General features: G+C 65.6%; 10 protein-coding genes. 3 read left to right on the forward strand and 7 right to left on the reverse strand.

All coding sequences use genetic code 11. The features are described 5' to 3' along the window. Both BCO18175_RS14480 and BCO18175_RS14485 read left to right on the forward strand, forming a co-directional pair. Window positions 1-1,704, forward strand: a complete 1,704-nt coding sequence (locus tag BCO18175_RS14480; RefSeq protein WP_174981828.1) for a cyclic peptide export ABC transporter — start codon at window positions 1-3, stop codon at window positions 1,702-1,704. Next, window positions 1,701-2,798, forward strand: coding sequence for a helix-turn-helix transcriptional regulator (locus BCO18175_RS14485; RefSeq protein ID WP_254608073.1), 1,098 nt, complete (start codon window positions 1,701-1,703; stop codon window positions 2,796-2,798). Before BCO18175_RS14480 ends, BCO18175_RS14485 begins: the two co-directional genes overlap by 4 nt. Window positions 2,799-3,103: 305 nt before the next feature. On the opposite strand, the gene BCO18175_RS14490 is transcribed toward BCO18175_RS14485, so the two are convergent. Continuing rightward, window positions 3,104-3,925 (reverse strand): response regulator transcription factor, encoded by an 822-nt coding sequence (locus tag BCO18175_RS14490; RefSeq protein ID WP_174981830.1) that lies wholly within the window; start codon window positions 3,923-3,925, stop codon window positions 3,104-3,106. A gap of 982 nt (window positions 3,926-4,907) precedes the next feature. Next, window positions 4,908-5,036: a hypothetical protein gene (locus tag BCO18175_RS40875; protein WP_302480653.1), complete on the reverse strand. Its 129-nt coding sequence runs from the start codon at window positions 5,034-5,036 to the stop codon at window positions 4,908-4,910. Between the two features lie 180 nt (window positions 5,037-5,216). Between BCO18175_RS40875 and BCO18175_RS14495 the strand changes: the two genes are divergently transcribed. Beyond that, window positions 5,217-6,965 carry a cholesterol oxidase substrate-binding domain-containing protein gene (locus tag BCO18175_RS14495; RefSeq protein WP_174981832.1) on the forward strand — a complete coding sequence of 583 codons (1,749 nt, stop codon included), beginning with the start codon at window positions 5,217-5,219 and terminating at the stop codon, window positions 6,963-6,965. 349 nt (window positions 6,966-7,314) lie between these two features. Here the strand turns inward: BCO18175_RS14495 and BCO18175_RS14500 are convergent, their stop codons facing one another. From BCO18175_RS14500 to BCO18175_RS14520, 5 genes are all read right to left on the reverse strand, one after another. Continuing rightward, window positions 7,315-8,133 (reverse strand): aspartyl/asparaginyl beta-hydroxylase domain-containing protein, encoded by an 819-nt coding sequence (locus BCO18175_RS14500; RefSeq protein ID WP_174967207.1) that lies wholly within the window; start codon window positions 8,131-8,133, stop codon window positions 7,315-7,317. 94 nt (window positions 8,134-8,227) lie between these two features. Next, a complete protein-coding gene (locus tag BCO18175_RS14505) occupies window positions 8,228-9,475 on the reverse strand; it encodes an MFS transporter (RefSeq protein ID WP_174981834.1) in 1,248 nt (415 codons plus the stop codon). Further along, window positions 9,472-9,915, reverse strand: a complete 444-nt coding sequence (locus tag BCO18175_RS14510; RefSeq protein ID WP_174967209.1) for a GNAT family N-acetyltransferase — start codon at window positions 9,913-9,915, stop codon at window positions 9,472-9,474. The genes BCO18175_RS14505 and BCO18175_RS14510 overlap by 4 nt, the downstream gene beginning before the upstream one ends. Window positions 9,916-9,922: 7 nt before the next feature. Further along, window positions 9,923-11,359 (reverse strand): serine hydrolase domain-containing protein, encoded by a 1,437-nt coding sequence (locus tag BCO18175_RS14515; protein WP_174981836.1) that lies wholly within the window; start codon window positions 11,357-11,359, stop codon window positions 9,923-9,925. A gap of 63 nt (window positions 11,360-11,422) precedes the next feature. Beyond that, window positions 11,423-13,018: an MBL fold metallo-hydrolase gene (locus tag BCO18175_RS14520; RefSeq protein WP_254608074.1), complete on the reverse strand. Its 1,596-nt coding sequence runs from the start codon at window positions 13,016-13,018 to the stop codon at window positions 11,423-11,425. Between the last annotated feature and the right edge of the window lies 1 nt (window position 13,019).

Here is a 13,019-nt window from a genome sequence, read left to right on the forward strand (position 1 = left end):
ATGGATTCCGCTCAAAGCAAATCGCCGCCATGGCATTCCGCCGTCACCCTGATGTGGCGCAGTCATCCCTGGCTGACGCTGGGCACGGTCCTGACGGGCCTCGTCAGCGGCATCGCGTCGATCGTGGGCGTCGGGTTGATCAGCACGGCGCTGCGTGACCAGGATGATCGACAGACGCTGTTGCTGATGTTCATTGCGGTGAATGTCATCGCGGTGGTCAGCAGGAGCTGCGCTGCCGTGATGCCCTCCTATGCCTGCATGAAAGTCATGACGAGATTGCGCGTCAACCTGTGCAAAAGGATCCTGGCGACCCCGCTGGATGAAATCGACAGACGCGGCGCCCCCAATGTCCTGACCATGCTGACGCAGGACATTCCGCAACTGAGCCAGACCCTGCTCACGATACCGACGATCATTGTTCAATCAGTCATCCTGATATGCAGCATCGCCTATCTCGCCTATCTCTCGTGGATCGTGTTCGCTTCGACGATCATCCTGACCATCGTCGGCCTCGTCCTTTATCTGTTTTTCTATCGAAAGGCGGTCAATTTCACGGAGCGGGTTCGCGATGAATTTGTCCAGTTCAACGAATACACACATGGCCTCGTGTTCGGAATCAAGGAGCTCAAGCTCAACCGGGCCCGGCGACGCTGGTTTACCCGGGCCGCGATCGAATTGTCATCGAAGCGCGTGGCAGGGTTCAATTACATAGAACGCTTCTGGTTCATGAGCGGCGACAGCATCGGCCAGATCACGGTAGCGGTCCTGCTCGGATTCCTGCTGTTCGGCGTACCTTCGCTCGGCGTCGTGGATCCCTCCGTACTCACGGCGAGCATTCTGGCCGTCCTCTACATGATGGGGCCCTTGACCATGCTGATCAATATTCTGCCGGTGGTGGCCGAAGGCAAGACCGCGCTCGCCCGGCTGGCGGAATTCGGATTTCTGATCGACGACACGCAGGACTCACGCAAGGAACCGTCCCGTCCGGGCACCGTGGAATCCCCATCGGCGAAGTCATGGAAGGTCATCGAGTTGAAAGACGTGACGATGAACTACCGTGACAACGAGTCGTCGGTCGACTTCGTGCTCGGCCCCATCAACATGACGATTCATGCCGGAGAGCTTGTCTATGTGATCGGCGGAAACGGCAGCGGCAAGAGCACGCTGGGCAAGGTACTCAGCGGCCTCTATGCGCCTACCGGCGGAACGATTTCCCTCGATGGAAAAGTCATCGACGACGATGCCAGGGAACGGTACCGCAACCTGTTTTCCGCCGTCTTCACCGATTTCCATTTGTTCAATCGCATCATCGGACCGGATCGGGGCAATGAAAGCATCGAGCTTGCCCGGAAGTACCTCGAAACCCTGAAACTGGGGGACAAGATCGAGATTTCCGGCCGGACCTACTCGACAACCCGGGCGTTATCGACCGGGCAACGCAAGCGATTGGCGTTGCTTTGCGCGTACATCGAGGATCGTCCGATTTATATCCTGGACGAATGGGCGGCCGATCAGGATCCGGTCTTCAAGCGATTTTTCTATGAAGTGCTGGTTCCCGATCTGAAATCCCGCGGGAAATGCGTCGTCATCATTACCCACGACGATCAGTACTTCAAGCTGGCGGATCGGGTCATTCGCCTGGATAGCGGCCGCATCTTCTCCGATACGGCCATGTGTGCCGTCCAGGCAGAAGCTGCGGGATGAGCAGCGATCCGGATGCGGACAAGGTGCGCGCCGTCTGTCGGAGGCGGGCGGAACAATCGGCGTGCGCCGCACCGGATTCGGCGACCGGCGATTCTGCGTCTGTCCCGGCAATCCGTTACAGACGCGCTCGCAACCGGGTGTTTAAATCATGTCGGCATCCATGCGCGCAAGCGCAGCTTCAACGTCTCATCAGGAATCCTTTCATGGAGTTCAGCAGATTGTTCGCACACGTCGGCGAAGCGATCTCGAGCAGCGGGAGCCGACGCTTTCCCCGAATGATGTACAGCCTGATCGCCGCGGCGGTCCCCGTCGACGAGATCCGCATCTCCGAGCTTGCGGTCGACGCCGCGCCTGACGGCATTCCCGGAGTGCGAAGCCTCGGCGCGGTCGGCGCGGCGCTCGCGAAGGCCGGCCCGGCCGCTGCCTGTTGCGGGCCGCAGATGCCGCCGCGCCCGGGTGCGAGCCGCCTGCACATCGACGACACGCTCGCCGGCCACGGCCCGACCGACGCGCAGCTCGACCGCTTCGTCCTCACGCAGGCGGCGATCGTATCGCCGCGTTGCGCGCAATTCCACCTCGTGACCCGCAAGCGCGGCCACTGTTACGTGATCTCGTTGTATCGCACGAGTACGTTCGACGATTTCTCGCCGCAGGAGCGGACCTTCCTCAAGGAACTCTCGCACGTGCTGTTTCCGATCGTCGAGAGCCATGTCGCGGCGCTCGATTCGGCTCCGCCGCCCGCCCGTACGACCGCCGCCGCGCCGCCGGCGACGCAATCGGGCCGGGAGCGCGTGGCGCGGCGGTTCGCCGACCGTCTGCAGCAAGCCGGCGTCAAGCTGTCGACGCGCGAGATCGAGGCATGCACGGCATTGCTGGCCGGCGACACGGTGCCCGCCATCGCCATGCGCTTCGCGCTCTGCGAAAGCACCGTCGAGACCTATCTAAAGCGGGCAGCCGTCAAGCTGGGCTTCAGCGGGCGTCATGGCCTGACGCGCTGGATGCTCGACGAGACGGCCGGGACCGCGACGGAAGCAGGCCGGGACGGCACGAGAAGCGTGCGGCACGACTACGCGTCGGCGCGCATCGGAACCTGAAGGCCCGCGGCCCGAACGCGCATGCCCGGCGGCGTGCGCGCGTCAGGTGCGGCACGCCAGGCACTTCAGCGCGCGCGACGCCGACGCAGGCGACGCACGAAACAACATGGGACGGCCGCCGCCGACCTCCACCTCGAGTCACATGCCGCCAATCCGGCCGGCGACGCAGCCCGAACTGCCACACCCTGTGACATCGTCGTCATCGCCCGCAACGGCGAGCGTCGGCGCGGGCACGCGCCGCAGCCATCCCGGCACGTCGGCCGGCGGCGTTCGTCGCGCGTCGGCGGCGTAACGGCGTGTCGGCGTCACGCCGCCGACGCGCACGGTACGGAATCGTCGATCATCCATTTCGTGAGCCCGTGCCGGCCGCTGATGCCGAGCTTCACCGCGGCGCGCTTGATGTACGTCTCGACCGTGCTCTCCTTCACACCAAGCTCGTCGGCCATTTCGCGCAGCATCTTGCCCGCGAGCAGGCCGAGGCACACTTCGTTTTCACGCGCCGACAGCACGACCCCCACGCGCGCGAGCCGCGATTCGAACTCGTGGCGCAGCGCCTCGACGCCGGGCATGCCTGCCGCCGCACCGGGCGCCGTCGCGCATTCACGCTCGCCGTGCCGGCGCGTCGACGCATGCCACTCGACGAGCGGCAGCAGCGTATCGGCGAAATTCTTCAGGAACGACATCTCCTGCAACGAGAAGTCGCGATGCGATGCCGTGCGATGCAGCGAGATCACGTAGCGGCGATTCGCCTTGCCCGACACGAGATGGCACTGAAATCCGCCGCCCGGCCCGCGTGGCGGCGCGACTTCACCGCCATTGCCGCGCCGCATCAGCGGATTGATGTGAATGAGCTGCCGGTCGCAGGCCGCCAGGATCCGGTTCAACGGCGGATGCGCTGCCGGTTCCCGCTCGCCGTGCGCGGCCGGCTCGCCGCGCCCGTCGTCGCCCGGCGCGCCGAACGCGCCGAGCGATTGCACGCGGACGACTTCGCCCGCCGGCTCGTCGAGCGTCCATTCAGTCATCCGGGTGATCGCGAGCGGAATCGATTCGACCAGCAATGCATGCATGTCGGATGCGAACCGCTCACTGCCGGCGCTCGAAATCACCTTCCCGAGCTTCGCGAACATCTGACTCTCCTTGTTGTGCGTGCTTGAGGACGTGGCGCAACGCCGGCGCGGGCGAGCCGGCACGGTTTGCGCGGCGCGCGTCGGGTCGCGCTTCGTCGCGCGCCTTCTTCGGCGGGCAACGCCCCGCCGATGCGTTCGGCTCACGCGAAACGACGTCGTGGCGTTCCCTGTTCAGCACGATGCGAGCGACTGGCGAAGCCGCAAGAGGCTGAAGCGTCCATTTCAGTCGATGCGCATTGCCGGATGAAAACGCGCCGCCGGACGTGCTGAAGGCCTGAATTGGAAAACCCGGCGCCGGCCCGGAATAGGCGCGTTCCCGGCGAATTCAACGAAAACTTACGATCAAAAAAACGAAACGATTCTTTCCATTGAATTTGATCCATGCATATCCCAGCCGCGTATGATAGCGATGATTTAAGACATTTGCAGTTAACCTGACATCTATTTTTCAAATCAATTCGTTCGATAACTGGAAATCGATCGATCCGCAAGCTACCCATTCGTATAATTATGAATGCAAGGATAAACCAACCTCCGTTTACCACGATTTTTTGCAATAATCGTTCAAGCGATGCATATCACGAATTTTCATCCGATTGCCTTGTTCGAGAGAGGAATTGTCGAATTTCAGCCATTCCATCCCGCTCACCCGCCTGGCTTCACGCATTGCCTTCCGAAGGTCATTTCGATTCGCTAAACGATCGATTCGATTTACGCGAAAGCAAAGCATAATTACCGCCTCCAACCCACGACTGGCGGGCTACCGACACCCGCGCCGCAAAATATCAACAAAGGGAGAAGCCATTTCCCGTCATAAAATTTCCATATTAAACGACCCGGAATTCTCCAACCCCAGCGCTTGCCACCCGATAGATAAATTGCTACGCTTTCGACCGAAATACACGACGCATCGCCAATCAATTTTTAACTGCGGTCATGTTTATCCAGAAAATCTAAACATTGAATTAATATTCACGTGAAATCATCTTTTATTGATCGTCGCGGCTAGCGCCTCGCCACCCGCCATTCCGTCGAATCTCCCTATCCGCTTGCCGGCAGGACAGACCGACGGCCAATTGAAGAAGTCGTCCGGCGGTTTTTCAATTTCCATTTAGACATCCGTGGTGATGCGCGGCCGCGCATTGCCGGACGCACCGCCCTTTTCAATCCTGACCCACCCACGCGCAACGCTTTCCGAGCGTCACGCCTGTACCCATTGCCACACCTGTCTCAACGCGTCATTTGTCGTCTTTCCAATCTGCAAAACAATTCCGAAAAATTGGAGCACACCATGAGTCACGACTTCCGAGACGAACCTGCGCCGCGTCGCGCCTTCCTGGCCGACATGGCGAAGCTCGCGGCGGCCGGCATCGTCACCGGCTGGACACCGCTCTATCAGATTGCGGCGCACGCGCGGACGGCCGGCGAGACACCGCCCGGCTTCCCGGCCGACATCCCGCTTTACAAGCAGGCATTCCAGAACTGGAGCGGCGAGATCGCCGTGCAGGACGTATGGACCGCCGCGCCGCGCTCCGCCGACGACGTCGTCGCGACGGTCAACTGGGCGCGCGCAAACGGCTACCGGATTCGCCCGCGCGGCTACATGCACAACTGGTCGCCGCTGACGCTGGACCCGAGCGCCGGCGCCGCGAACCTCGTGCTGCTAGATACGACGAAGTCGCTGACGGCCGTCTCCGTCGACACGTCGGCGCGTCCGGCGCGCGTCACCGCCCAAACGGGCGTCTCGCTGGAGTCGTTGCTCGCGACGCTCGAGCAGTATGGCCTCGGCGTGATTGCCGCGCCTGCACCGGGCGACATCACGCTCGGCGGCGCGCTCGCGATCGATGCACACGGCACCGCCGTGCCGGCGGCCGGCGAAACCCTGCAACCGGGCAATACCTACGGCTCGCTGAGCAATCTCGTAGCCGCGCTCACCGCGGTCGTGTTCGATTCGACCCGGCAGCAATACGTGCTGCGCCGGTTCGAGCGCAGCGATCCCGAGATCGGCGCGTTCCTCGCGCACATCGGGCGGGCGTTCGTCGTCGAAGTCACGCTGACGGCAGGCCCGAACCAGCGGCTGCGCTGCCAGAGCTACGTCGATATCCAGGCATCCGAACTGTTTGCCCCGGCCGGCTCGACGGGCCGCACGATCGCGTCGTTTCTCGATCGCGCGGGCCGGGTGGAAGCCATCTGGTTCCCGTTCACGACCAAACCGTGGCTCAAGGTCTGGACGCCGACGCCGAGCAAGCCGTTCCTGTCGCGCGCCGTCACGCAGCCGTACAACTATCCGTTCTCCGATTCGATCCCGCAGTCCATCTCGGATCTCGTCAAGCGGATCGTGATCGGCGGCGAAGGCGCATTGACGCCGCTGTTCGGCCAGACGCAACTGGCCATCACGACGGCCGGTCTCGCACTCACGCTCAGCGGGGACATCTGGGGCTGGTCGCGCACCGTGCTGCAGTACATTCGACCGACGACGCTGCGCGTCACCGCGAACGGCTACGCGGTACTGGCGCGGCGCGCCGACGTGCAGCGCGTGATCAGCGAATTCGTGCAGTTCTATCAGAACCGCGTCGACACGTACAAGGCGCGCGGCGAGTATCCAATGAACGGTCCGGTCGAGATCCGTGTCACCGGTCTCGACAAGCCGGCCGACGCCGGCGCGGGCGCGGTCGTGCCTACCTTGTCCGCGCTCAAGCCGCGCCCCGACCGACCGGAATGGGATACCGCCGTGTGGTTCGACATCCTGACGTTGCCGGGCACGCCGGCCGCCGATCGCTTCTATCGCGAGATCGAGCAATGGATGCTCGCGAACTACACCGGCTCGTATGCGACGGTGCGCCCCGAATGGTCGAAGGGCTGGGCCTATACCGACACGGCCGCCTGGCAAGACGACACGATGCTCACCACCACGATTCCGAACCTGCATCGTGAAGGCCAGCCGCCGTCGAGCAGCTGGGATGCCGCGCGCGCGACCCTCGAACGCTACGACCCGTACCGGATCTTCCGGTCGCCGCTGCTCGACCGGCTGATGCCGTAGCGATCCCGGCGGAAGCGGGCTGCCACGGCTGTCACGAAACGGATCACGATGACGATGCGCGAACCGGACAGGTTCAAGGTCATTCAGGACGTGGCGGCCGGCAGGCTAGAACCGTTGCGAACGGTGGAACGGCTGGAATTGACGGCCCGACAGGCTCGCCTGCGGGTCGTCAGACTGTGGGAGCGCGGCCTCGATGCGCTCTGGCCAATGCACGGCTGTCGAAGCGATTGCCGGATTCGGCGCGTGATTCGAAAGCCCGCCCCGGCAGCCTTGTCCGGCTGCCACGGGTCGAATGTCGGAAGGCGACCGCCCGCAGCCGGTCGCCCGCAGCCGGTCGCCCCTCCCCGCGTTACGCCGCGGCCGCTTCCGCCCACGGCGGCCTGAAATCCAGCCCGAGATGCTGGCTGATCGCGGCGTCGAGCCGCTCGACCGCGTCCCGCTCGATACGCGTGATGCCCGGATGCCAGATATCGACGAGCAGGCAGACCCGCGGCTCGTCGCTGTCGTTCCAGCTCTCATGCTCGAACGTATCGTCGAAAATGATCGCGCGCCCGTCCGGCCACTCGCGAATCTCGTCGCCGACGCGCAGCCGCGAGCCGCGCGGCACGATCAGCGGAAGCTGGCAGGTCAGTTTGAGATTCGTCGTGTCCGAATGCGGCGGAATCCGCGTACCGCCCTGGATCACCGAAAAGATGAAGGCGCCGCTCGGGCTGAGGAAGTCCTGCACCTGCCGCATCAGCGCCGCGGTGCGCGGGCAGCGGCGGCAATTCTCCTCGACCTCGGGCTCGCCCTTGCGCCTGAAATAGAACGACCCCCAGTCGTTCCGTTGGATCGACTCGAAACGCCCGGCCACCTGCTCTTCGTACGGCAGCAGCATCGGTGTGGTCACCTGCGCGAGAAACTCCTCGCGCAGCACGTCGACCGACGCCTCGAGCGTCGACGTGAACGCCTCGAGCTCCGGATAATCGGACGCCTCGTACCACGGCTTGCCGTCCAGCCCCGGGAAATAGAACAGCAACGGCCGCTGATGTTTCGGCAACTCGGGCAGCGGAACCCGCCCCGTGTTGATGTCGACGAACTCGATCACGCGTTTGAGCTCCGCTATCCCGTACTGCGACACGAGCGCCTCCAGCGTTTCGTGAATCGCGTTGCGCATCTCCTGTTTCAAAGTCGCTCTCCTTGGCTATCGTGGGGTGACAAACAAAAAAAGATTGCCGCTACCGCATGACGCATCACACATGAATCGAACCGGCGCGCCCGGCCTACGCGCGCGCCGTCGCCTTCGCCTCCTCCACCGGGTCGGCGGCCCACCCGCCGATCGACGCGCCGTACCCGGCCGCCGCCGCGACCAGCACGCCGACGCCGCACCACACCGCCTGCACGCCCCACTGGCTGACCAGGTAGCCGAGCAGGATCGACGCGATCATGCTGCCGAGCTGGAACACCAGCGAAAAGAACGAGACGGCGCGCGATCGCAACGCATCGGGCGTCCGGTGATGCAGCACCGCGTTGACCACCGCGCCGGCGATGCCGAGGAACAGCGCGACCCCGCTCAGCACGACACCGAACGCGACCACGTGATTCGCCCAGCGCGTCAGCACGAGGCTCACGGCGAGCCCGGCGAACGGCAGCGTCACGGCGAGCGCCGGCCGTGCGGCGCAATGCTTCATCACGCGATACGACACCCAGCCGCCCGCACCCTTGACGACCAGCATCAACGTGAGGAACAAGCCGAACGCCCAGGTCGCGCCATGCATCGGCACGAGCGTCTTCAGCACCACCGGCCAGTAGCTCTCCAGCACCGACACGACGCCGCCGAGCAGCATGCAGAGCAGGATCAGCGGCCGCACCGCGCCGCCATGCCACGCGAACCGGACCAGTTCGCGAAGATCGTCGCGCATCCTGCCGGCCGGCGCGGCCTCGTGCGGCGCCTGCTCCGCCTCGGCGAAAAACCACGACGTCAGGCCCAGCAGCACGATGAACAAGCCGCACGCGAGCGCGAGGCCGATCCTGTACGGGTTGTCGAACAGCCGGCTGCCGATCAGGTCCGGAAGCACGCCGCCGACCAGCGACATGCTCGCCAGCCCGAGCGCGGAGGCCAGCTCCGCGCGGCCGAGAAAATAAGGAATCCGGTTCGTCTCGCCGTGCTCGCGCAGCAGGCCGACATACCACGCGTCGACGGTGCCGGAACTCATCGCGCGCGCGATGCCGAAGCTCGCCGCGGCGAGGTACAGCACCGGCTTCTGGCTGAAGCACAGCATCAGCGCGCAGCCGACGCTGTTCATCAGCAGCGATACGCGATAGGTCCGGATGCGGCCCACGCGGTCGGCCATCGCGCCGAACGGCAGCTCCAGCGCGATGGTCGACAGGCTGAACACCGCCGCATAAAGCCCGATCTCGAACAGCGTGAAATGGTTGTGCAGCAGGAACAACGTGACGACCGGCAGCACGAGGCCGAAGGTGCCCCACAACGCCGCCTGCTGCAGGCAGTACCGCAGGTGGACGGTCATCGGCCGTCCTTGCCGCCGGACTCGAGCAGCAGGTACTCGCCGTCTTCCGAGCTGCCGGCGCCGATCTCGACGAAACCGCACGCGGCATAGAACGCCAGCGCCGGCGCGTTGGCGCGCAGGCACTTGAGCCGGTAAGGTGTGGCCGGCCAGCCCGGCAGCGCGCGCAGCAGCGCCCGGCCGATGCCGCTCCGGTGGCGCGGCCGGTGCACGTGCAGGTGATGGATGAAATGGTCGGGCTCCCAGACCGACACGAAGCCGGCGAGTCGCCCGCCGTCGTCCTCGGCGACCCTCAGCCGCTCGCCTTCCGTCTGGGCCTCGAAGTCGGCCAGCTGGAACGCGCCGGCCGGCTGCCAGACGAAGGTCTCGCGGCGCGAGCGCAGGAACAGTTCGCACAGGGCCGGCGTATCGGCGGCCACGGCGTCGCGTACGATGATTTTCATGATTCGCTTACCTCGCGGCAGTCGTGGTTGCAGGGCCGGCACAGCCTGGCAGGCTCGCCATCACATCGGCGACGAAGCGTTCGGTATCCCAGCTGCGGTCCACCGTCGCGCCCAGCCGTGTGATGACCGCGCGGCATGACGGCACGATCACCACCAGCTGGTGATTGAAGCCATCCATCATCATCAGGTCCGCCGGCAGCGACGGAAACCGGCGCGCGCCGCCGACGCCTGCGTTCAGCCACAGATGCGCGCCGAGCCGGCCGTCGTGCCGCTCCGCCTGGGGCGTCGCCATGAACCGCACCCAGTCCGGATCGACGATGCGCGTACCGCGCCACACGCCTTGCTGCAGGATCAACTGGCCGAGCTTCGACCAGTCCCGCGCCGACGCCAGCATGTAGCTGCCGCCAACCAGCGTGCCCGACGCGTCGGGCTCCATCATCGCGGTGCGGATGCCGAGCGGCTCGAACAGCCGCGCCCGCGCGAACGGCACGATGTCGAGCGGCCGCGGCGAGACCGCGCGCGCGACGATCTTCGCGACCAGCACGCTGCCGCCGCTCTGGTAGTCCACCTCGCGGCCGGGCGCGACCTTCAGCGCGCGGCTCGCGACGAAGCGCGCCATGTCGGTCGACTGGTACAGCATCTTCGTCGTGTCCGAGCCGGGCAGATAGCCTTCCTGGTAATCCAGCCCGCTCGTCCATTGCAGCAGGTTCCGCAACTGGATCGCCTGGCGCGGATCGCCGGGTGACGCCCAGTCGTCCAGCAGGTGATCCTGCGCGAGCGTCAGCTTGCCGTCGCGGGCCAGTACACCTGCCAGCAACGCAGTGACGGTCTTCGTCATCGACCAGCCGAGCAACGGGGTGTCGGCCGTGACGCCCAGCGCGTACCGCTCGCCGACGAGCTTGCCGTCCTGCCGCACGACCACGGCCAGCGTGTTGCGCAGCGACCCGGGCGACGGCTCCGCCATCGCGCGATCCAGCACGGTACTCAGCGCCGGCAGCGGATCGGCCGGCGCGACATCGGCGGCGTTGTCGACGTTGCCGGCATCGGCCGCGGCGGGCGGCAGCGCGAGGCCGTGGCCCTCCGCGCGCAACGCGTCGATCGCGTCGGCCGGCGCGATCGTGCAGCCGAGGCCCGGCCGGTACAGCGCGACCGTCGAGCGCAGCCCGCCGGGCCCGGCGGCCTCGACGGTCTGTCGCGCACGGTCGATCCGGTACGTGACGAACTTGAACAACGGATTGATCGGCTTCACTTCGCGCGCGAACAGGGCGCGCGCATCGCCGTCACCGCCGGCGAGCGTGCGCACGCACAGGTAATGCGATGCATAGCCGGTCGCGGCGGGCAGCGCCCAATACAGCAGGCCCGCGGCAATCACCAGCAACAGCACGACCGTGGCGGCGAGAATCTTGAAGGCGGCAGCGACACGGGACGGATGACGATCCGGCATGGGGTGTTTTCCTGGTTCGACGATTCGACGAGACGATGCAGGCGGCCGCGCGGCCGCCCGCGTTCAGAGGATGATTTCCTTCTTCAGGTACAGCCGTTCGGACTGGATGTCGCGCGCGTGGCAGCGGGCGATCAGCTTGTCCGATTCGACGATCGGCAGCGAAGTCGGCGCGTATTCGATGCTGGAGATGAACTTGAGCCACGGCTCCGCGCCCATCGCATAGACGAACACCTGGCGCGGCGCAAAGCACTCGACCAGCGGCCACGCGCGCTCGCAATCCGAGCCGTTCAACCGGCGGTTCTGGTCGAACTGCCGCCCGAGCGGCTCGTTCAGGAGTGCGCCGTACAGCCACGACATCGGCGCGCCTTCGCATTCCATGCCGATGAACAACGTGCCGATCCGGCCGATGCGCTGCGCGATGCGCTGGTACAGCTCCGGCTGCAGGTTGTTCGAGTCGGCCGCGAACAGCATGCTCTTGCCGTCTACCTTCAGCGCGAATGCCATCTTCGCGGCGATATGCAGATCGCCGTGCTCGCCGAGGAACGGCAGCGCCACGATCTCGCCGCCCGGCACGGGCACGCTGTCCAGCTCGCCGACCTCGACCACCCGCTCGAAGCCGCACGCCTCGAGCGCGAGCCGGATCGACGGGTCCTGCAGGAACCCGCCGTGGCTGCGCGGCACCACCAGCGTGCCGATCCGGTGCCGCAGCTGCAGCAGGCTCTCGAGCACGATGTGATCCTGGTGGTTGTGGGTCAGCAGCACGTAGTCGATGCGCTCGGGCAGATCCGCGAACGTGAACGGATCGTCGCCCTGGCCGAGCGGATAACCGACGATCGGATCGGTCAGCAGCGAAAATTCCGCGGTTTCGACCAGCACCGTCGCATGGTTGAAGTAGCGCACCCGCACCGGCTGCCCCGCGCGCGCCGGCACCGACGGCGGGCGCGGCGGCGGCGCGTCCGTGAACCAGGTTTCGAGCGCCGCGCGCCGCGCGGCACCGCCCTCCGCGTGAGCGAGCAGGCGGTCGATCAGGTCCGGCGCGGCGCCCGTGTGGCGGGCCGCGAACAGCTCGTCGTACAGCGCGTCGCGGAACGGCAGGCGGATCTGCACCATGTGCTCGTCGGGAAAGCGCGGCGTGCTGAGCATGAAGCTCCGGTCGTCGCTGGTCGCGAGAAAGCCGTTCACGCTTTGCAGCGCGTCGAGATAGCCGGCGCTGTCGTACAGCAGCCGCTCGAACAGCCGGTACGACGCGTGGCCGCGCAGGTCGTAGCCCAGCTCGACGAAACCCTTCAACGGCTCGGGCACCCGCGCATACAGCGGCGACAGCGTGTCGCCGCCCCCTTCCCGCGCGAGCAGCTCGTCGAGCTCGCGCAGCGCGTCCGCCAGCGCCAGCAGCGGCGCGGCGCGCGTGCGGGTGTCGCGGATCAGCGCGTCAACCGCCGGCACGAGCTCCCGGCCGCCGTTGAGGAACGGCCCGCCGGCCATCTTCGCGGCGGAACGCCGGTGCAGCTCGGGCGCACGGATGAAGGATTCCATGATGCGCAGGTGCACCTGCTTCATCACCAGCGCGCAGGTCGCCGGCTGCAGCAGGAAAGTCCACGCATACCATTGATTGATCAGCGGTTCGAAGACGACGTTCGGTTTCAGGTAGATCTGGGTCATG

Origin of the sequence: Burkholderia lata, from assembly GCF_902499335.1 — a bacterium.
GTDB lineage: Bacteria > Pseudomonadota > Gammaproteobacteria > Burkholderiales > Burkholderiaceae > Burkholderia > Burkholderia lata_B.